This window comes from Mesorhizobium sp. M0761 (assembly GCF_040320205.1).
GTDB lineage: Bacteria > Pseudomonadota > Alphaproteobacteria > Rhizobiales > Rhizobiaceae > Mesorhizobium.
Window position 1 is genome coordinate 66,204 of record NZ_JAMYPF010000005.1, and the last position, 20,519, is coordinate 86,722.

20 protein-coding genes are annotated in these 20,519 nt (G+C 62.9%); 14 read left to right on the plus strand and 6 right to left on the minus strand.

Annotated features, from left to right (window positions below; all coding sequences use genetic code 11):
* Window positions 1–34 precede the first annotated feature (34 nt).
* The 9 genes from NKI32_RS10080 (at window position 35) to NKI32_RS10120 (ending at window position 9,189) form a co-directional block, all read left to right on the plus strand.
* Entirely contained in the window at window positions 35–808 is a 774-nt protein-coding gene (locus tag NKI32_RS10080) for an enoyl-CoA hydratase (RefSeq protein ID WP_023696720.1), read from the plus strand.
* Window positions 809–967: 159 nt separating this feature from the next.
* On the plus strand, window positions 968–1,234 hold the full coding sequence (rpsT, locus tag NKI32_RS10085) for a 30S ribosomal protein S20 (RefSeq protein WP_023681995.1): 267 nt from the start codon (window positions 968–970) through the stop codon (window positions 1,232–1,234).
* An 845-nt stretch (window positions 1,235–2,079) separates the two neighbouring features.
* On the plus strand, window positions 2,080–3,624 hold the full coding sequence (dnaA, locus tag NKI32_RS10090) for a chromosomal replication initiator protein DnaA (protein ID WP_031204276.1): 1,545 nt from the start codon (window positions 2,080–2,082) through the stop codon (window positions 3,622–3,624).
* Between the two features lie 302 nt (window positions 3,625–3,926).
* A complete protein-coding gene (gene dnaN / locus NKI32_RS10095) occupies window positions 3,927–5,045 on the plus strand; it encodes a DNA polymerase III subunit beta (protein ID WP_023669575.1) in 1,119 nt (372 codons plus the stop codon).
* Window positions 5,046–5,103: 58 nt separating this feature from the next.
* Window positions 5,104–6,249, plus strand: a complete 1,146-nt coding sequence (recF, locus tag NKI32_RS10100; RefSeq protein ID WP_023669574.1) for a DNA replication/repair protein RecF — start codon at window positions 5,104–5,106, stop codon at window positions 6,247–6,249.
* Window positions 6,250–6,280: 31 nt separating this feature from the next.
* Window positions 6,281–7,036 (plus strand): molybdopterin-synthase adenylyltransferase MoeB, encoded by a 756-nt coding sequence (locus NKI32_RS10105; RefSeq protein ID WP_023711433.1) that lies wholly within the window; start codon window positions 6,281–6,283, stop codon window positions 7,034–7,036.
* Between the two features lie 4 nt (window positions 7,037–7,040).
* The gene (locus NKI32_RS10110) at window positions 7,041–7,529 is read left to right on the plus strand and encodes a GNAT family N-acetyltransferase (protein ID WP_023669573.1); all 489 of its coding nucleotides are present in this window, start codon (window positions 7,041–7,043) and stop codon (window positions 7,527–7,529) included.
* A complete protein-coding gene (locus tag NKI32_RS10115; RefSeq protein WP_023669572.1) occupies window positions 7,526–8,779 on the plus strand; it encodes an aconitase X in 1,254 nt (417 codons plus the stop codon). Before NKI32_RS10110 ends, NKI32_RS10115 begins: the two co-directional genes overlap by 4 nt.
* Window positions 8,776–9,189 carry an aconitase X swivel domain-containing protein gene (locus tag NKI32_RS10120; protein WP_023669571.1) on the plus strand — a complete coding sequence of 138 codons (414 nt, stop codon included), beginning with the start codon at window positions 8,776–8,778 and terminating at the stop codon, window positions 9,187–9,189. The genes NKI32_RS10115 and NKI32_RS10120 overlap by 4 nt, the downstream gene beginning before the upstream one ends.
* Window positions 9,190–9,201: 12 nt before the next feature.
* Here the strand turns inward: NKI32_RS10120 and NKI32_RS10125 are convergent, their stop codons facing one another.
* Window positions 9,202–10,203 carry a 2-hydroxyacid dehydrogenase gene (locus NKI32_RS10125; protein ID WP_023669570.1) on the minus strand — a complete coding sequence of 334 codons (1,002 nt, stop codon included), beginning with the start codon at window positions 10,201–10,203 and terminating at the stop codon, window positions 9,202–9,204.
* 157 nt (window positions 10,204–10,360) lie between these two features.
* On the opposite strand from NKI32_RS10125, the gene NKI32_RS10130 reads away from it, so the two are divergent.
* On the plus strand, window positions 10,361–10,918 hold the full coding sequence (locus NKI32_RS10130; protein WP_023669569.1) for an SH3 domain-containing protein: 558 nt from the start codon (window positions 10,361–10,363) through the stop codon (window positions 10,916–10,918).
* Window positions 10,919–10,931: 13 nt separating this feature from the next.
* Here the strand turns inward: NKI32_RS10130 and NKI32_RS10135 are convergent, their stop codons facing one another.
* Both NKI32_RS10135 and irrA read right to left on the minus strand, forming a co-directional pair.
* Window positions 10,932–11,291 carry a DUF4260 domain-containing protein gene (locus tag NKI32_RS10135; protein WP_023669568.1) on the minus strand — a complete coding sequence of 120 codons (360 nt, stop codon included), beginning with the start codon at window positions 11,289–11,291 and terminating at the stop codon, window positions 10,932–10,934.
* A gap of 10 nt (window positions 11,292–11,301) precedes the next feature.
* The gene (gene irrA, locus NKI32_RS10140; protein ID WP_031193300.1) at window positions 11,302–11,733 is read right to left on the minus strand and encodes an iron response transcriptional regulator IrrA; all 432 of its coding nucleotides are present in this window, start codon (window positions 11,731–11,733) and stop codon (window positions 11,302–11,304) included.
* A 344-nt stretch (window positions 11,734–12,077) separates the two neighbouring features.
* Here irrA and fabA point away from each other — a divergent pair, with 344 nt between their 5' ends.
* The 4 genes from fabA (at window position 12,078) to NKI32_RS10160 (ending at window position 16,520) form a co-directional block, all read left to right on the plus strand.
* Window positions 12,078–12,593, plus strand: coding sequence for a 3-hydroxyacyl-[acyl-carrier-protein] dehydratase FabA (gene fabA, locus NKI32_RS10145; RefSeq protein ID WP_023669566.1), 516 nt, complete (start codon window positions 12,078–12,080; stop codon window positions 12,591–12,593).
* Between the two features lie 122 nt (window positions 12,594–12,715).
* Window positions 12,716–13,936, plus strand: coding sequence for a beta-ketoacyl-ACP synthase I (fabB, locus tag NKI32_RS10150; protein WP_023669565.1), 1,221 nt, complete (start codon window positions 12,716–12,718; stop codon window positions 13,934–13,936).
* Window positions 13,937–13,969: 33 nt separating this feature from the next.
* Window positions 13,970–14,782, plus strand: a complete 813-nt coding sequence (gene fabI, locus NKI32_RS10155; protein WP_023669564.1) for an enoyl-ACP reductase FabI — start codon at window positions 13,970–13,972, stop codon at window positions 14,780–14,782.
* A 184-nt stretch (window positions 14,783–14,966) separates the two neighbouring features.
* Complete coding sequence (locus NKI32_RS10160; protein WP_352510971.1) at window positions 14,967–16,520, plus strand: putative bifunctional diguanylate cyclase/phosphodiesterase; 1,554 nt, start codon at window positions 14,967–14,969, stop codon at window positions 16,518–16,520.
* A 16-nt stretch (window positions 16,521–16,536) separates the two neighbouring features.
* Here the strand turns inward: NKI32_RS10160 and NKI32_RS10165 are convergent, their stop codons facing one another.
* The 3 genes from NKI32_RS10165 to rpsO all read right to left on the minus strand — a co-directional run bounded on the left by NKI32_RS10165 (window position 16,537) and on the right by rpsO (window position 20,436).
* Complete coding sequence (locus NKI32_RS10165; RefSeq protein ID WP_353002565.1) at window positions 16,537–17,550, minus strand: class I SAM-dependent methyltransferase; 1,014 nt, start codon at window positions 17,548–17,550, stop codon at window positions 16,537–16,539.
* Between the two features lie 85 nt (window positions 17,551–17,635).
* A complete protein-coding gene (gene pnp / locus NKI32_RS10170) occupies window positions 17,636–19,783 on the minus strand; it encodes a polyribonucleotide nucleotidyltransferase (RefSeq protein WP_023682005.1) in 2,148 nt (715 codons plus the stop codon).
* Between the two features lie 278 nt (window positions 19,784–20,061).
* Window positions 20,062–20,436: a 30S ribosomal protein S15 gene (gene rpsO / locus NKI32_RS10175; protein ID WP_280790898.1), complete on the minus strand. Its 375-nt coding sequence runs from the start codon at window positions 20,434–20,436 to the stop codon at window positions 20,062–20,064.
* Between the last annotated feature and the right edge of the window lie 83 nt (window positions 20,437–20,519).

Genomic DNA, 20,519 nt, shown 5'->3' on the forward strand with positions numbered 1-20,519 from the left:
CGGTCCTTCAGTGCCGCAACCAGGAGGTCAGCCCATGAGCTATGAAACCATCATCGTCGAGACGCGCGGCAAGGTCGGCCTGATCACGCTGAACCGGCCCAAGGCGCTCAACGCGCTGAACGCGCAGGTGCTGGCGGATTTGCTGACGGCGGCAAAGGGGTTCGACGCCGATCCCGGCATCGGCGCCATGGTCATCACCGGTTCCGAGAAGGCTTTTGCGGCGGGCGCCGACATCAAGGAAATGCAGGCCGTCACCTACGCCGAGGCCTATGTGCAGGATTTCTTCGTCGGCTGGGAACAGTTTACTCGCACCCGCAAGCCGATGATCGCGGCGGTCGCCGGCTATGCACTGGGCGGCGGCTGCGAACTGGCGATGATGTGCGATTTCATCATTGCCGCCGACACGGCGAAATTCGGCCAGCCCGAAATCACGCTCGGCGTCATTCCCGGCATGGGCGGGTCGCAACGGCTGACCCGCTTTGTCGGCAAGTCGAAGGCCATGGACATGTGCCTGACCGGTCGGATGATGGATGCCGCCGAAGCCGAGCGCAGCGGCCTGGCCTCGCGCGTCGTGCCGGCCGGCGAGTTGATCGAGGAGGCGATGAAGGCCGCGGCCAGGATATCAGAGTTTTCACTGCCATCGGTGATGATGGCCAAGGAGGCAGTCAACCGCGCCTACGAGACGACGCTGGCGGAGGGACTGCGCTTCGAACGCCGGCTGTTCCACTCGCTGTTTGCGCTCGACGACCAGAAGGAAGGGATGGCAGCCTTTGCCGAGAAGCGGAAGCCGAATTTCACCAATCGCTAGAGTGGCGGCGGCGAGGACCAAAAAGAAGCCAAAGCGGCGTTGACGCGCCGGAAAAGCTGAACTATAAGCCGCTCCAACCGAGGCGGCCGTTGGCTGCCCGTTTGTTTTTTGCGCCCTGCGGCATCCCGCATGCGCCCACCAGATCAGAAGAGAGGCATCATGGCCAATACCTCCTCGGCCAAAAAGGCAACGCGCAAGATCGCCCGCCGCGCAGCGATCAACAAGAACCGCCGCTCGCGCGTGCGTACATATGTCCGCCAGGTCGAAGAGGCACTGGCTGCCGGCGACAAGGCAGCCGCGCTGGAAGCCTTCAAGACCGCAGAGCCGGAATTGATGCGCGCCGCGACCAAGGGCGTGATCCATAAGAATACGGCATCGCGCAAGGTGTCGCGTCTGGCTCACCGCCTCAAGGTGCTGTCGGCCTGATCGACCGTTCCTGAACTGTCGTTCTTTCAAACCCGGCCAATCGCGCCGGGTTTTTCGTTTGCCGGCAAGCACTTAAAAGAACGACCGCAAAACACGCCCGAGCCGCATTCCAGAGTCCGGAATGCTTTGCCGGCACATACACTCCCACTGATATTCCAATCCGCCGAAACGGCCCACGCCAATAAATTTGGCTGTCACAAATTGCTGATATTTTTCAGTGGCTTGCTGGAAGTGATCCACAGCTTGTTCACATAGCCTGTGGGCGACAGGCAGCAAGTTGGTGTCAAGCGAATTATTTCAGAAAATTTCAAACCGCACAGCCATTTTCATATTCGCGGCAAAAGGGTTTGAATCCCAATGGCTTTGTCAAAATATGCGCTTCCAGCACGGAGCCCGAACCGTTGTTCACTAACCAGATTCCTTAAAAATCCGTTAGAGGTGGCCTTGCCCTATCCACAGCGATTTCGGTAATGTCGGTCTATCGAAAGGGACGGGCCATTAGCCCTTAACCCAGCCTGAATCGGCCAGCTAACCGTGGCAGAATTCATGACGTGGATCAATTCCGCGAACGGGTATGGCTTGCCTTTTCGATACGATAGGGGACTGGCGTAATTGTACATGGCAGCTTGATGGCGCACCGGCGTTTTCGCCGGGTAGCACCGCTTTGCCCGAACATGTCAGACGGACTGGCTTTAAGCAGCCGGGACCCATCCCTTTTTGACGAGGCAACGTCATCCGCCGGCGGCGGCGGTGGTGTTGTAGCGAAGATACGGTCGCCGGAAACATGGGTGCAGGAGGCGCACTCCCGGCGGAAAAAAGGTACAAAGGAAAAGGGACGCACAATCATGCAGAGCGGCATCGAGCGGGAGCTTACGGGCGACCTGCCATTTCCCGGAACATTGGTCGGAGCGCACGATATGGCGGCTTCCAACGACGCGGAACAGAAGTTCGACCGGGTCAAGGCCCAATTGAAGGCGCGCCTGGGAACCGAGGTCTATTCGAGCTGGTTCGGCCGTATGAAGGTGGCTGAGGCTTCCCGGGGCATTGTACGCATCTCGGTGCCCACGGCCTTCCTGCGCTCGTGGATCAATGGCCATTATCTCGATCTCATCGCCGATCTGTGGAAGCACGAGGATCCCGAAATCCTCAAGATTGAGATGGTCGTGCGCACCGCGACCCGTCCGGCCCGCAATGGCGTCGAACCCGAGGTCGTGCCGGCGCGCAAGATGACCAAGCATACGCAGACCGCATTGGCGGCCGGCACGGTCGGCCCCGGCAGGATGGAGCGGGCGCCCGCCCCTCGTCCCGGCACGCCGATCGAGAGCGAATTCCGGCACAATGTGCTGGGGTCGCCGCTCGACCCGCGCTACACGTTCGGCTCCTTCATCGAAGGCCCGTCGAACCGGGTGGCTTTCGCCGCAGCCAAAGCCGTGGCGGAATCGCAGTCGAGCGCGGTGCGCTTCAACCCGCTGTTCCTTCATGCAACCGTCGGGCTCGGCAAGACGCACCTTTTGCAGGCGATTGCGGCCGAATCCCTGAAACAGAACCCGAAATCGCGCGTCGTCTATCTGACGGCCGAATATTTCATGTGGCGCTTCGCCACCGCGATCCGCGACAACAATGCGCTGACGCTGAAGGAACAGCTGCGCGACATCGACCTCTTGATCATCGACGACATGCAGTTCCTGCAGGGCAAGTCGATCCAGCACGAATTCTGCCATCTCATCAACATGCTGCTCGACAGCGCCAAGCAAGTGGTGGTTGCCGCCGACAGGCCGCCGTCGGAACTGGAATCGCTGGAACCGCGGGTGCGCTCGCGCCTCAATGGCGGTGTCGCGCTGGAAATGTCGGCGCCGGACTTCGCCATGCGCATCGGCATGCTCAAGCTGCGGCTTGCCACGGCCAAGGTCGACGATGCGTCGCTCAATATTTCGGAGGAGATCCTCAACCATGTCGCCCGTACCGTCACCGGCAGCGGGCGTGAGCTGGAAGGCGCGTTCAACCAACTGCTGTTTCGTCAGTCGTTCGAGCCGGCGATCACCATCGACCGCATCGACGAGATCCTGGGGCACATCTATCGCTCTGGCGAGCCGAAGCGGGTGCGCATCGAGGACATCCAGCGCATCGTGGCGCGCCACTACAATGTGTCGAAGACCGAGTTGCTGTCCAACCGGCGCACGCGCACCATCGTGAAGCCCAGGCAGGTCGCCATGTACCTGTCGAAGGTATTGACGCCGCGCTCGCTGCCGGAGATCGGCCGGCGGTTCGGCGGGCGCGACCACACCACGGTGCTGCATGCGGTGCGCAAGATCGAGGACCTTTCCGGCGTCGACAACACGCTGGCGCAGGAACTGGAACTGTTGCGCAGGCTGATCAACGACCAAGCCTGATCGGCGCGGCAAACGGAGCGCGCCGGGTTAGAGTATTCGGTCGTCGCGCTCTTAAATTTTCTTGTTTTGATGCATGTCGTTGTCCCAAAACCGCTGCGCAGTTTTCGGCGACATGCATCGGTTGCCGGCCAACGTCCGCTTTATCCCCAGAAAGCCCGCTTAACCGGCGCGAACCGGTGGCCCGGACTTGCGTTTGCTGGCTTTTTCCTGTCAGTTTGCATAGATTCTGAGCCTGTTCAGACCTTTCGCGGGGCGCCGCCCACTGGTGACCCGTCCATTCATTCAAGCGAGCCTGTTTCGTCATGCGTGTTATCCTGGAACGGTCCAATCTCCTGAAGTCGCTCAACCACGTTCATCGCGTGGTCGAGCGGCGCAATACCATACCGATCCTGTCGAACGTGCTGCTCAGCGCCGAGGGCGCCAGCCTTGAAATGAAAGCCACCGACCTCGACCTCGAAGTGACCGAAGCGACGCCGGCAAAGGTCGAGCGCGGCGGGGCGACGACGGTTCCGGCGCACCTCCTCTACGACATCGTGCGCAAGCTGGCCGACGGCGCCGAAGTGATGCTGAAGACCGATGAGGACGGCAACGCCATGACGGTGACGTCGGGCCGCTCGAGCTTTCGCCTGCAGTGCCTGCCGCAGTCCGATTTCCCGGAGCTTTCGGCGGGGTCCTTCTCACACATCTTCCGGCTCGATTCCGTCGCCCTGAGAGGCCTGATCGAAAAGACCCAGTTCGCCATCTCCACCGAAGAGACGCGCTACTATCTCAACGGCATCTACCTGCACACGCATGAAACTGGCGGCAAGCTGAAGCTGCGTTCGGTGGCGACCGACGGTCACCGCCTGGCGCGCGCCGAGATCGACGCTCCGGCCGGGTCCGAAGGCATGCCGGGCATCATCATTCCGCGCAAGACGGTCAGCGAATTGCAGAAGCTGGTCGACGATCCCGATGTCGCGGTGACCACCGAATTGTCCGACACCAAGATCCGCTTCACCATCGGCAGCGTGGTTCTGACCTCGAAGCTGATCGACGGCACTTTCCCGGACTACCAGCGCGTCATTCCGACCGGCAACGACAAGAAGCTGATCATCGACCGCCAGAGCTTCGCCGCCGCCGTCGATCGCGTCTCGACCATTTCCTCCGAGCGCGGCCGCGCGGTGAAGCTTTCGATCACCGAAGGCCAGGTGACGCTTGCCGTCAACAATCCGGATTCGGGCAGCGCCACCGAGGAACTGGCGGCCGACTATTCGTCCGACCCGATCGAGATTGGCTTCAACGCCAAATATCTGCTCGACGTCGCTGCTCAACTCACCGGCACGGAAGCCAAGTTCATGCTGGCCGATGCCGGCTCGCCGACGCTGATCCACGACATGGCCGATGAGACCGCGCTCTACGTGCTGATGCCGATGCGGGTGTAGCCGCACTGCGGCACACTGCAGCATAGTGATTGCGGCGACTTCTATAGGCGGATAGCGGTTGCCGGAACAAAATCACATAAGTAAGCTCACACTTACGAATTTCCGCAATTATGCGGCGTTGTCGATCGGCTTTTCACCCGGCGCGGTGGTGTTTTCCGGCGACAATGGCGCCGGCAAGACCAATCTCCTGGAAGCCATCTCGCTGCTGACGCCTGGCCGCGGCCTGCGCCGGGCGCCCTATGTCGACGTGGCCCGCGAAGGCGGCGATGGCGGCTTTGCGCTGCACGCAAGGCTCGACGGGCCGGAGGGGCAGGTCGAGATCGGCACCGGCATCACCGGGGGTGAAGCGGCCGGCGAGGGCGGTCGCAAGGTGCGCATCAATGGCGCGCCGGCACGGTCGGCCGACGCCATGCTGGAATGGCTGCGCGTGGTCTGGCTGACGCCGGCCATGGACGGCCTGTTCCCGGGGCCTGCCGCGGACCGGCGGCGCTTTCTCGACAGGCTGGTGCTTGCGATCGATCCCGGCCACGGCCAGCGCGCGCTCGACTATGAGAAGGCGATGCGCGGACGTAACCGATTGCTTACGGAAGGTTCGCGAGACGGCGCATGGTTCGACGCCATCGAGATGCAAATGGTCGAAACCGGCGTGGCGATTGCCGCGGCGCGCGCCGAGCTGGTGCGCCTGCTGGCCGCCATGATCGACAGGTTGCCGTCCAGCGGGCCGTTTCCGCAAGCCGACATCAGCCTCTTCGGCGACCTTGAAAGCCATGTCGCCTCAGCACCCGCTGTGGATGTCGAGCAACGCTATCGCGACGCCCTTGCCGACGGCCGCGAGCGCGACCGCGCCGCCGGACGCACGCTCGACGGCCCGCACCGTTCGGATCTACTGGTGCGCCACCGCCCCAAGGCGATGCCGGCCGAACTCTGCTCGACCGGAGAGCAGAAGGCGCTGCTGGTCGGCATCGTGTTGTCGCACGCAAGGCTGACCGGCGAGATGTCGGCGATGACGCCGATCCTGTTGCTCGACGAGATTGCCGCGCATCTCGATGCCGGCCGGCGCGCCGCGCTGTTCTCGATCCTGGAGGAGCTGAACTGCCAGGCCTTCATGACCGGAACCGACGCCGCGCTGTTTTCCAGCCTGAGGGGACGCGCGCAGTTCCTCACCGTCGACCACGGCACGGTTGGGCCAACCGAAGAGACCTGACAAGGTTTTTGCTCCGCTATATGGTCGGGCAATGACCCCTGCCGCCCTCACCGACGACGAACTCGAACGCTATGCCCGCCACATCGTGCTGCCCGAGATCGGCGGCGCCGGCCAGCAGCGGCTGAAGCGCGCACGGGTGCTGGTGATCGGCGCCGGCGGCCTCGGCGCACCGGTGCTGGAATATCTCGCTGCCGCGGGCGTCGGCACACTTGGCATCGTTGATGACGACATTGTCTCGCTGTCCAATCTGCAGCGGCAAGTGATCCACGCCACCGATACTGTCGGCGCGGCGAAGACCGAGAGCGCCAAAGCAGCGATCGCCCGGATCAATCCCCATGTCGCGGTGGAATTGCACGATTTCAGGCTGACGGCCGACAATGCTGCCGTTCTCGTCGCGCGCTACGACGTGGTCGTCGACGGCTCCGACAATTTCGAGACGCGCTATGTGGTGGCGGATGCCTGCGCGGCGGAAAAGCGGCCGCTCGTGCATGCCGCCGTCGGCCGCTTCGACGGCTCGGTGACGGTGTTGATGCCGTTCGGGACCGGCGCCGACGGCAGACCGAACCCTGGATATCGCGACCTCTTTCCTGAAGCGCCGCCGGAAGGACTGGTGCCGTCCTGCGCGGTGGCCGGGGTCGTCGGTGCGCTGACCGGCGTCATCGGCACCTTGCAGGCAATGGAAGCCATCAAGCTGATCACCGGTATCGGCGAACCACTGGTCGGCCGGCTGCTGCTCTACGATGCACTGTCGGCGCGCTTCGACACGATCCGTTACAAGAGAAACTGAGCTTATGGATCGGTCCACCAGCGTCCTTGTTACGCAGCTTGCCTCCGATTTCGAGCGCTGGGACGAACTGCTCAGCCTGATCATGCGCGCCTTTGCACCGATGGACGGCGTCATCGACCCGCCCTCCTCGGCACATCTGCTGAACGCCGGAAACCTCAGGGACAAGGCTGGCCGAGAGACCGTGTTGCTGGCCCTGCAGGATGACAGGATCGCCGGCTGCGTTTTCGCGCTGGAGAGAGCCGATGATTTCTACATCGGCAAGCTCGCCGTCGAACCTGAGCTTCAAGGGCAAGGCATCGGCAGGCGGCTGATGCAGGCTGTCGAATTTCTCGCCCGCAGCCGGAACAAACCGGCCATCGAACTGCAGACGCGAATCGAACTGACCGTAAATCATGCAACCTTTGCCGGTCTCGGCTTTCGCGAGACTGAACGCACCGCGCATGACGGCTATGACCGGCCGACCTCGATCACCTTGCGCAAGGAGTTGGCGTGAGCCTTGCACTCAGCTCACAGGAGCAGACAGTCGCCTCCGGCCATGACGGGGCGGCGATGGCGATGCGCATCGTTGCCGAAAGCGCTGCGCTGCTCGGCGCGCCGCGACTTATCCCGATCGCCTCGACGCATATAGACGGCGCGCTCTATCACGGCGATTCCGGCACGCTGTTTGCCGAAAGGCTGGTCGATAGCGGCGCCAGGGTCGCGGTGCGCTCGACGCTCAATGTCGGCGCGCTCGACCTGATGGGCTGCTCGCGCGTGCGCCTCGAAGAGCCGGCGCGCGGCATGGCGCGACGAATGATGGAGGCCTACCGCAAACTGGGCTGCGAGCAGAGCTGGACCTGCGCGCCCTATCAGGCCGGCCACAGGCCGGCGCTTGGCAGCGATGTCGCCTGGGGTGAATCCAACGCGGTGGTGTTCTGCAATTCGGTTCTGGGGGCACGCACCAACCGCTATGGCGACTTCCTCGACATCGCCTGCGCCATATCGGGCCGCGCGCCGGATTACGGCCTGCATCGCCCCGAGAACCGGCAGGCACGGCTGTTGTTCGATGTGTCCGGCCTATCCGCCTCGTTCCTTGGCTCCGAGATCGCCTGGCCGGTGCTGGGCAACCTCTACGGCCGTGAGGTCGGCAATGCGATCGGCGTCGTCACCGGCATATTCAGCCATCCCGGCGAGGATGCGCTGAAGGCCTTCGGCGCGGCTGCGGCATCGTCGGGCGCCGTCGGCCTGTTCCACATTGCCGGCGTGACGCCCGAGGCGCCCGACGCCGAGACCATCCTGGTGGGCGGCAGGCCGGAAACGATGATCCGCGTAACGCCGGAGATGGCCATGAAGGCCCGCGCCGGCCTGTCCACCGCAGCCACGCAGACCGCCATCGATGCCGTGGCGATCGGCAGTCCGCATCTGTCTTTGGCCGAATTCGATGCACTTGAGCGGCTGATTGGCGGGCGGCGGCTCAGCGTGCCGATTTACGCCTGCACCGGCCGCCACGTGCTCACCAGGCTGGAGCAGAACGGCAAGCGCAAGATGCTCGAAGCCAGCGGCGTCATCATCGTCGCCGACACCTGCGTGGTGGTGACGCCGATCCTGCCGGATCTGGCCGGCGGCGTGCTGATGACCAATTCGGGAAAATTCGCGCACTACGCGCCGGGCAATACCGGTTACGCCGTGCTTTACGGCTCGCTGGCCGACTGCGTGGAAAGCGCGGTTGCCGGTAAGCCCAGGTTTACGGACATCGCCGCATGAATGCTGCAGCCGACATACTGGTGCCGGGCAGCGGAGGCGAAGGACTGGCCTTGGTGCTGACCGCGCCAATCAGCTTCTGGGGTGGCGTCGATCCGAAGAGCGGCCGCATCGCCGATGTCCGTCACCCGCATCATGGCGAGACCATTTCCGGGCGTGTGCTGTTCCTGCCCGGCACGATCGGCTCGTCCTCAGCGTCAGCCGTGCTGATGGAACTCGTCCACAATGGCCATGCGCCGACGGCACTCGTGCTGCACGAGCCGGACGCGATCCTGCTGCTTGGCTTGATCGTGGCCAGGGAAATGGGCTGGCCGACGCCGGTAGCGCTCAGGCTCGAGCGCGACGATTTTGAGGCCTATCGCGGCAAGCGTGTGAGTGTCGCGGCGGATGGCGCCCTCACAACCGCATCCTGAACGCGGCCCGCTTCAAGTCCGTAGCGGCAGCACGCGGTCCGGCGGCCGGTGGCCGTCGAAGAAGGCGCGGATGTTGATGATCACCTTCTCGCCCATGTCGATGCGGCCCTCGATCGTCGCCGAACCCATATGCGGCAAAAGCACGACCTTGTTCTTCGCGGCAAGCTTCAGCAGTTTCGAGTTCAGCGCCGGTTCGTGCTCGTAGACGTCGAGGCCGGCGCCGGCGATCTTGCCGTCCTGGATCAGCTTGACCAGCGCTTCCTCGTCGATGATGTCGCCACGCGCGGTGTTGACCACATAGGCGGTGGGCTGAAGCAGAGCCAGGCGCCGCGCCGAAAGCAGATGAAAGGTCGCCGGCGTCGACGGGCAATTGACCGAGATGATGTCCATGCGGGCAAGCATCTGGTCGAGGCTTTCCCAGTAGGTCGCCTCAAGCCCTTCCTCGACCGCCGGCAGCACGCGATGGCGGTTATGGTAGTGGATCGACAGGCCGAAAGCCTTGGCGCGCCTGGCAACAGCGGTGCCGATGCGGCCCATGCCGACAATGCCGAGGCGCTTGCCCCAGATGCGCCGGCCGAGCATCCAGGTCGGCGACCAACCGGCCCATTTCTTGTCGCTGGTGAGCACATTGGCGCCTTCGGCCAGCCGCCGCGGGCCGGCCAGCATCAGCGCCATGGTCATGTCGGCCGTATCCTCGGTCAGCACGTTCGGCGTGTTGGTGACGGTAATGCCTTTCCTGGCCGCCGCCGCCACATCGATCTTGTCGACGCCATTTCCGAAATTGGCGATCAGCTTGAGATTGTCGCCGGCCTGGGCAATCAGCGCCGCATCGATCTGGTCGGTGATGGTCGGCACCAGCACATCGGCTTCCTTGATCGCCGCGACCAGCTCCGGCTGCGTCATCGGGCGGTCCTCGACATTCAGCCTGGCGTCGAAGAGTTCGCGCATGCGGGTCTCGACCGGATCGGGCAGCTTGCGCGTGATGACGACGAGAGGCCGTTTTTTGCCTGCCATTGTTTCCTCGAACCCGATCTCGTTGAGACCTCTTTAACCAAGACAGGCGAAACTGAATACCGGTCGCGGTGCCTGCCACTCCTGTAACAAGCGGTGCCGCCGAAGACAAAGAAAAAGGGGCGCCCGGACCAAAGGGCACGCGCCGAAAGGAATGAAAGTGTCTGGTTTCGCGTCGCTTCGCCTGATCCTCAGCGCAGCGCTTCTCGGCGCTCTCCTGCATTCCCCGCAAGCCGCGGCGCAAGGTGCCGCCGCACCTGTGCAGACGGTCACGCTCGGGCCGAGCGGCCTGCCGCTGCCGCGTTTCGTCAGCCTGAAATCGGCTCGCGTCAACTCGCGCGTTGGCCCCGGCGCCAACTATTCCGTCGACTGGATGTACACAAAGGCCGGCCTGCCGATGGAAATCATCCAGGAATTCGATACCTGGCGGCGGGTGCGCGATGCCGATGGCTCGGAGGGTTGGATCAACCAGTCGCTGCTGTCCGGCCGCCGGACCGCGATCGTCGCCCCTTGGCAACGCACCAAAGGTGGCCGAATCAATCTGCTCGACGATGCCGATAAGGACGCCAGCGTCATCGCCATCATCGAGCCGGGCGTTACGGGCACGATCAAAACCTGCGATGGCCAGTGGTGCGAAATGACCTTCGACGGCCACACCGGCTGGATCGCCCAGTCGCAGGTGTGGGGCGCCTATCCCGGCGAGCACGTCAAGAATTGAGATTGCTGGAGGCCTAACGGCCGATACGGCCGAGATGGGTGTCCTGAAAACCGGTCGACAGTTTGAGACCGTAGCCGAGCGCGCGGTCGACGGCGATGTGGATGATCCAGATCAGACCAATCGCGGTCGCCGTCGAATTGGCCAGAACATATCCGGCGAGGGCCAGCAACAGCGGGACGATCAGGATGTGCAACGCGTTGTAAGCGACAGCGCCGATCCGTGCCCCGGCGAGATAGCCCAGCATCGACAGGTCGGGCGCCAGAATAAGCAGGGCGAACAGCCACCAGGAAACGCCTGACGCGGCATAGGCGACTATAGCCACGACCGCGACCGCAACCCATTCGAGCCGGATTGCAAAATCGACAGGTTTCACGGGTTGGGGCTTAAACGCTGCGCTTCGGGCGCAGCCTCACCACGATGTCGACATTGGCGATCTCCATGCCTGCGGGTGGCTCCGGCAGGTTGGAGACGGTCACCGGACCGCTTTCTATATCGAAGATCCTGTTTTCGCCTTCGATGTAAAAATGATGGTGATCGGAGGTGTTGGTGTCGAAATAGGTCTTGGACCCCTCGACCGCCAGGATGCGCAGCAGGCCGGCCTGGGTGAACTGGTGAAGCGCGTTGTAGACGGTGGCGAGCGAGACCGGCACGCCGGCGGCGACCGCCTCTTCATGCAGTTCCTCGGCCGAAAGGTGGCGGTCGCCCTTGGCAAACAGCAGATCGGCCAGCGCAATGCGTTGGCGTGTCGGCCTAAGGCCGGCTTCGCGAACCCGCTTGTCCACAGCGACATTTTCCTTCCGGCCGCCCAGATCCATCTATCCGTCCAAGCCCACAGTTCTGCCTCAAGACACGCCCAGAGTGGCGAAAAAACGTCATCAACCGAAACTGGATACCTCCCGACATATATTCTGTTGGCGGAATACGATCAATAGAGCGACGTGCGTCCAGTTGGACGCACTAAGTGCGCTCTATCGCTTTTTTGGCGTCGCATCGTGCTTTCCGGAATCGAGATCGATTTCGGGCCGATGCGAGAGCGCGCATTGACCCGGGCAGACGGGCGGGTTAAGCGCAAACGCCGGTTTCCGGACCGAAAGGGATTGTGTTAGGAAACCAACGACAAGGGCGCCCCACCGCCCGGGACATTATGGGGACGAGACATATGGCGGGTTCGAAATCCAGCTACGGTTATGAGGAATTGCTTGCCTGCGCCCGCGGCGAGCTGTTTGGGCCCGGCAACGCCCAGCTGCCCTATCCGCCGATGCTGATGTTCGACCGCATCACCGAGATCAGCGAGACCGGCGGCGCCCACGACAAGGGCTTCATCCGCGCCGAATTCGACATCAAGCCGGACCTGTGGTTTTTCGCCTGCCATTTCATCGGCAATCCGATCATGCCGGGGTGCCTGGGCCTCGACGCCATGTGGCAATTGACGGGTTTCTACCTCGGCTGGCTCGGCGAGCCGGGCAAGGGCATGGCGCTGTCGACCGGCGAAGTGAAGTTCAAGGGGATGGTGACGCCTTCGGTCAAGAAAGTGGAATACGGCATCGATTTCAAGCGCGTCATGCGCGGACGCCTGGTTCTCGGCATCGCCGATGGCTGGCTTAAAGCCGACGGCGAACCCATATACGCGGCGACAGACCTCAAAGTGGGGCTGTCCAAGCAATCGGCCGCCTGACCGGCGCCACTGCAGCAGGGCGTTCCCGGACGCGCAACGACGCTGCGGCATTTTGGTTTTGCGTATGATCGCCGGCGAAAACCGACTAGGGTTTCGGGATCATCCGCTGGAAGGAGTTGCGAATGAGAAGGGTCGTCGTCACAGGCCTCGGCATCGTATCGTCGATCGGCAACAACGCCAACGAGGTGCAATCCTCGCTCCACGATGCCAAATCAGGCATCAGCTTCTCCGATTCCTTCGCCGAACACGGCTTCCGCTGCCAGGTCTGGGGCGCGCCGACGCTCGACCCGACCCCTATGATCGACCGGCGCGCCATGCGCTTCCTGAGCCAGGGCGCGGCCTGGAACCATGTCGCGATGGACCAGGCGATCGCCGACGCCGGGCTTGGCGAAAGCGACATCACCAATGAGCGCACCGGCATTGTCATGGGCTCGGGTGGCCCCTCGACCCGCACCATCGTCGAGGCGGCCGAGACCACGCTCAAGAACAACAGCCCCAAGCGCATCGGTCCGTTCGCGGTGCCGAAGGCGATGTCGTCGACCGCGTCGGCGACGCTCGCCACCTGGTTCAAGATCCACGGCGTCAACTATTCGATCTCGTCGGCCTGCTCGACCTCGGCGCATTGCATCGGCAACGCCTACGAACTGATCCAGTGGGGCAAGCAGGATGTGATGTTTGCCGGCGGCCATGAGGACCTCGACTGGACGATGTCGGACCTGTTCGATGCCATGGGGGCGATGTCGTCGAAGTATAACGACAAGGCGTCAACAGCTTCCCGCGCGTATGACGCCAATCGCGATGGCTTCGTCATCGCGGGCGGCGCGGGCGTCCTCATCCTGGAGGAGCTCGAACACGCCAAGGCGCGCGGCGCCAAGATCTACGCTGAGATCGTCGGCTATGGCGCGACGTCGGACGGTTACGACATGGTGGCGCCGTCGGGCGAAGGCGCGGTGCGCTGCATGCGCCAGGCTCTGGCGACGGTGTCCGCGCCGGTCGACTACATCAACACCCACGGCACCTCGACGCCGGTCGGCGATTCCCGGGAAATGGGCGCCATCCGAGAGGTGTTCGGCGACACGATGCCGTTCATCACCTCGACCAAGTCGCTGACCGGCCATTCCCTTGGTGCCGCCGGCGTACAGGAATCGATCTACTCGATCCTGATGATGCAAGGCGGCTTCATCGGCGAGAGCGCCCATATCGAAAACCTCGATCCCGAATTCGAGGGCATGCCGATCGTGCGCAAGCGCATCGACGACGCCAGGATTGACACGGTTTTGTCCAACTCGTTCGGCTTCGGTGGCACCAACGCAACGCTGATTTTCCAGCGCTATTCCGCATAAGGCCAGCGTTTTTTTGTAGGGGGATTGCCGGCCATGGACGGACTGATGAAGGGCAAGCGCGGGCTTGTCATGGGCGTCGCCAACGATCATTCGATCGCCTGGGGCATCGCCAGGAAATTGTCCGAACACGGAGCGGAGCTTGCCTTCACCTATCAGGGCGACGCATTCGGGCGCCGCGTCAAGCCGCTTGCCGAGAAGCTTGGGGCGTCTCTGGTGGTGCCGTGCGACGTCGAGGACAGCGCATCGGTCGCCGCCACCTTCGAGACGCTCGGCAAGGAATGGGGCGGGCTCGACTTCGTCGTCCACGCCATCGGCTTTTCCGACAAAAACGAGCTCAAGGGGCTCTACGCCGACACCAGCCGCGATAATTTCGTCCGCACCATGGTCATCTCCTGCTACTCCTTCACCGAGGTCGCCCGCCATGCCGCCCCGCTGATGAGCGAAGGCGGCGCGATGATCACGCTGACCTATGCCGGCTCTGTCCGCGTCATGCCGAACTACAACGTCATGGGCGTCGCCAAGGCCGGGCTGGAAGCCAGCGTGCGCTATCTCGCCAACGATTATGGCCCGCGCGGCATCCGGGTGAACGGCATATCGGCGGGACCGGTGCGTACTTTGGCCGGCGCCGGAATCTCGGACGCCCGCCACATGTACTCCTACCAGCAGCGCAACTCGCCGCTGCGCCGCACGGTGACCATCGACGAGGTCGGCGGCTCGGCGCTCTATCTTTTGTCCGACCTCTCGTCAGGCGTCACCGGCGAAATCCATTATGTGGATTCCGGCTATCACATCGTGTCGATGCCAACCCTGGACGAGTTGAAGCAGACCGACAGCGTACGCGATTAATTCACCAGTAAAATTAGATGCATGGGCGGAAACTCATTTTAAGGAGATATCCGCTAGAAGTCCTATGGGCTTGGGCTCTGCGCGTTCTTGCTGGGCGCAAAGGATGCTTTAGCCTTTATGAATTTGCGCTTGATATTTCCCGAAAGTCGAGTTGATTTCGGGATCATGCGACAGGGACTGAGCAATGCCTGCTGTCAGCAACCCCAAGCGAACGCCTGTGTTCCGGCTGCTCACCGTCGCCAGTTCGGGCCTTGGCAGTTTCATCCTTGGGCTTTGGGGCCTCCGGCATGGTTTCGGGGACGGCTTTGCCGGCATGCAGGCGGAAACCATGATCGGCATCGCGTCGGCGCTATGCGCGCTGGCCGCCGCCGGTGCTGCCTTGTCCTTCTTCGCCGGCGTCGATGAATCGGTGGACTACGTTTTCAACGAAACCCATTTTGACAAGCTGACCGGGCTTTTTGCGCGGCCGGCGATGGTCGGCAGGATTGCCGACGCGGCGTCCGCGACGATCAGGACCGGTGAGCCGGTGTTCCTCATCGACATCGACATCGACCGCTTCAAGCAGATCAACGACGCCATCGGCTACAGCCATGGCGACGAACTGATCCGCGGCTTCACCAAGCGGTTGAAGGCCTGCATGCCCGAAGGCGCGGTGATGGGGCGCATCGGCGCCGGCGAGTTCGCTATCCTTGTCTGGGAACACCAACTCCAAAGGTCCATGGAAAGCACCGTCGAAACCATGATCGAGGAGATGCTGAAGCCGTACCAGCTCGATTCTCACCTGCAGTCGGTCGGCCTGTCGGTCGGCATCGTGGCGATGCCAAAGGATGGCGTCGATCCGGTCCTCATCCTGCGCCGCTCCAACCTGGCGCTGCAGAATGCCCGCGCCGGCGGCGTGGGCAACTGGTCGGTCTTCCATTCCGACATGGGCCAGGTCGCCGACTACCGCCACTGGATCGAATCCGAACTGCATATCGCCTTCGTCCGTGGCGATTTCGACCTTCACTACCAGCCGCAGCTCGACCTGCCGACCGGCGGTATCGTCGGCTACGAGGCGCTGATCCGCTGGAAGCACCCGGAACGCGGCATGATCCCGCCGATGGAATTCATTCCGATCGCCGAAGAGACCGGCATGATCCACCCGATCGGCAATTGGGTGCTGAACAAGGCCTGCAGCGATGCCCGTCATTTGCCCGAGGACTGCTTCGTTGCCGTCAACATCTCGCCGGTCCAGTTCATGACCAAGGATTTCGTCGGTATCGTGCGCGACACGATGGCCAGCACCGGCATCAAGCCGTCGCGGCTGGAGCTCGAAGTGACCGAGACGGCGATGATGCAGGACCGCGACCGCGCCGCCATCATCCTGCAGCAGCTTGCCGACATGGGCATTTCGGTGGCCGTCGACGATTTCGGCACCGGCTATTCCAATCTCAGCTACCTGATCGACTTCGCCTTCGGCAAGCTGAAGATCGACCGCTCGTTCGTCAGCCGCATCGACACCGATTCCAATTCGGGCGCCGTCGTCTCTACCATCGTCGGCCTGTCGCGGGCGCTCGGCGTCGGCATCATCGCCGAAGGCGTCGAGACCGAGAACCAGGCGACGCTCTTGCGGGCGGCCGGCTGCGAGATGGTGCAAGGCTATCTGTTCGGCAGGCCGGCGCCGCTCAAGATCAAGCCTGGCGACATCAGACCGACCATTCCCGTCCACGAGCCGGCGCGCATCGTCAGCATGCATTGAGGTGATCGGCACCGTCCTATCGGCGCGCGGAGAAAACCTTGAACATGCCGTCGCGGGCGAGCTCGGCATGGCTGGAGAAGACGGCCTTCAGAACCGGCTCATAGGGCAGCTGGCGGTTCGCCACCATGAACAGCCGCCCGCCCGGCTTCAGCGCCTTGCCCGCCGCCTGGATCATGCCGGCGCCGATTTCCGGCTCGGCCGCCCGGCTGCGATGGAAGGGCGGGTTCATGACGATGGCATCATAGCGCCGCTCGACCGGCTCGCTCAGCAGATCGGTCCAGAAGAAGCCGGGCTCGAAGCCTGTCTGGCCGATATTGCCCTTGGCCGCCTCAAGCGCGTCGAAATCCGCTTCGTAAAGGTCGAGCCCCGTTATACCGGATGAACGTGCCGCGACCTCGGCGGCGACATAACCCCAGCCGGCGCAGAAATCAGCAATGTTGCCGCGCAGGTCTTTGGGCAGGTTGTCGACCAGAAGTTTCGAGCCGGCGTCGATCCGGTCGAAGGAGAACATGCCAGGCGCGGTACGGAAGCGGTCCTCTACGACCAAGGCGGGATTGGCGACGCGCAGTTTTTCCGCAGGCGCCAGATCGGCCGGACGGCGAAGCCAGAAGGCGATGCCGTGATGTTTCGGCAGATGCCCTTCGATGGGGACAAGCTCGTCGATGCGCTTGCGCAGGCTGGCGATGCCTTCGTCCTTACCGCCGGCGACAATGATCAGACCGCCCGGCGTGACGCGTTCGATCGCCTCGGCAATACGCATCTCGTTTAGCCCACGATGGCGGCCGGCAAGCACGAGCGCTGCATCGAATGCATCGCCTTCCGCGCGGGGCGTTACCTTGTGACCGGCACGCTCCAGCGCTCGGAGATGCGGCCGGAAACCCTGCGCAAGATGGAGCTCTGCCTCGAAGCCTTCCGGCAAGCGGAAGCCGGGCTCCGCACCCAGGAACAACACACGCTCGCCCTTTTGCGGCAGAGGGAGCCCCTCGGCCTCGAAGGGATGGAACAGTGTCTTCAGCGGCTCAGCGGCCATTCTTCGATTCTCATGTCGTAGACGGGTATTAAACGAAAACGGGCGCGACATAAGCCGCGCCCGTTCAACTCTATTGTCTGACCACTCAGGCGGCGTTTTCTTCGCCTTCGGCCTTCTTGTCGCGGGCGATTTCCTTGCCGGTGGCCTGGTCGACGACCTTCATCGACAGGCGGACCTTGCCGCGCTCGTCGAAGCCCATCAGCTTGACCCAGACCTTGTCGCCTTCCTTGACGACGTCCGAGGTCTTGGCGACCCGGTCGTTGGCAAGCTGCGAGATGTGGACGAGGCCGTCACGCGGACCGAAGAAGTTGACGAAAGCGCCGAAGTCGGCGGTCTTGACGACCGTGCCTTCGTAGATTTCGCCGACTTCCGGCTCGGCGACGATGGTATGGATCCACTTCTTGGCCGCCTCGATCTCCTTGGCGTTCGACGAAGCGATCTTGACCGTGCCGTCGTCCTCGATGTTGATCTTTGCGCCGGTCTTCTCGACGATCTCACGGATAACCTTGCCGCCGGAGCCGATCACGTCGCGGATCTTGTCGGTCGGGATGTGCATAACCTCGATGCGCGGTGCGAACTCACCGAGTTCGGGGCGGGCGCCGGTCAGAGCATGCGCCATCTCGCTGAGGATATGCTGGCGGCCGTCCTTGGCCTGGTCCAGCGCGATCTTCATGATCTCCTCGGTGATGCCCTCGATCTTGATGTCCATCTGCAGCGAGGTGATGCCGCCTTCGGTACCGGCAACCTTGAAGTCCATGTCGCCGAGGTGATCTTCGTCACCCAGGATGTCGGACAGAACCGCGAAGCGCTCGCCTTCCTTGATCAGGCCCATCGCGATACCAGCAACCGGCTTGGCCAGCGGAACGCCGGCATCCATCAGCGCCAGCGATGTGCCGCAGACGGTGGCCATCGACGACGAACCGTTGGACTCGGTGATCTCCGAGACGACGCGCAGCGTGTAGGGGAACTGGTCCGCGCTCGGCAGCATCGGACGGATGGCGCGCCAGGCGAGCTTGCCGTGGCCGATTTCGCGGCGGCCCGGCGAACCCATGCGGCCGGTCTCGCCGACGGAGTAGGGAGGGAAGTTGTAGTGAAGGAGGAACTTCTCCTTGTACATACCGGTCAGCGAATCGACATACTGCTCGTCCTCGCCGGTGCCCAGCGTGGCAACGACCAGCGCCTGGGTCTCGCCGCGGGTGAACAGCGCCGAACCGTGCGTGCGCGGCAGGACGCCGACTTCCGAGACGATCTTGCGGACAGTCTTGAGGTCACGGCCATCGATGCGCGAACCGGTGTCGAGGATGTTCCAGCGCACGACCTTGGCCTGGAGTTCCTTGAACACCGAACCGATCTGCTCGGAGGTGTACTTGGCGTCTTCGCCTTCAGCCGGGGCAAACGCAGCCTTGACCTTCGCCTTGACGGCGTCGACGGCAGCGTAGCGCTTCTGCTTGTCGACGTTCTTGTAGGCATTGCTGAGCTCGTCGCCGACGATCTTCAGCATTTCGGCTTCAAGCGCGGAGTAGTCCGGCGCCGTGAAATCGCGCGGCTCCTTGGCGGCAACTTCGGCCAGCTTGATAATGGCGTCGATCACCGGCTGGAAGCCCCTGTGGCCGAACATGACGGCGCCGAGCATCAGCTCTTCGCCGAGTTCCTTGGCTTCGGACTCGACCATCAGCACGGCGTCGGCGGTGCCGGCGACAATGAGGTCGAGCCTGGATTCCTGCATCTCATCGACATGCGGGTTGAGCACGTATTCGCCGTTGATGTAGCCGACTCGGGCGCCGCCGATCGGGCCCATGAAGGGAACGCCCGACAGCGTCAAAGCGGCCGAGGTGGCGACGATCGACAGGATATCGGGATCGTTCTCGAGGTCATGCTGGACGACGGTGACGACGATCTGGGTGTCGTTCTTGTAGCCGTCGGCGAAGAGCGGGCGGATCGGGCGGTCGATCAGGCGGGAAACCAGCGTTTCCTTTTCGCTCGGACGTCCCTCGCGCTTGAAGTAGCCGCCGGGGATCTTGCCGGCGGCGTAGGTCTTTTCCTGGTAGTTGACGGTCAGCGGGAAGAAATCGAGGCCTGGCTTCGGCTCCTTCATCGAAACGACGGTGGCGAGAACCTTGGTTTCGCCGTAGGTCGCAAGCACCGCGCCGTCAGCCTGACGTGCGATCTTGCCGGTTTCCAGGATGAGCGGACGGCCGCCCCATTCGATTTCCACTTTGTGGTAGTTGAACATATCTTGTCCTTAATAAGCGGAAAGGGCCGCGCCGTTTCACGGTGCGCGGATGCCCTTTCCCTGGCTTCCTTTCTCGGGCAGCCACGGGCAAGACAACGGGAAGCTCGGGTAGATTTCGGCGCTGGTTAGCGCACGAGCGTCCTGCAATCCTGCCCCATGACCGTCCATGGGCGGTTTCGAGTGGCCTCTGCGCGCTCGAAACCGGGTCTAGCCAATCGATGCGACTGGCAGAATGCGCGACCGGCGGGCTCTCCTTCGAAAGCCCGCCGGTCAATTCGTCAACGGCGCAGACCGAGCTTCTCGATCAACGTCTGATAGCGCGCGTCATCCTTGCGCTTGAGATAATCAAGCAGGCTGCGGCGCTGGGAGACGAGAGCGAGCAGACCACGGCGGGAATGGTTATCCTTCTTGTGGTCCTTGAAGTGGTCGGTCAGGTTCTTGATGCGCTCGGAAAGGATGGCCACCTGGACTTCCGGAGACCCGGTATCGCCCTTGGCGGTTGCGAATTCACCCATCAATTCCTGTTTGCGCTCGGCAGTAATCGACATCGTGTTTTTCCTTATCTGTTTGAGGAAACGGGTCGCCCTCAGCCGGGATGTCGTCCAGCAGGGGCCGGTGCAAGCAAAGCGACATGGCGCGATGCTGCGGCGCATATAAGGCAATTCCCTGGAAAACACCAGCCCATTCATAAAGCCGGCTCCTCGCAGCCCTTTGCTCAGGAATCCAGGATCCCCCT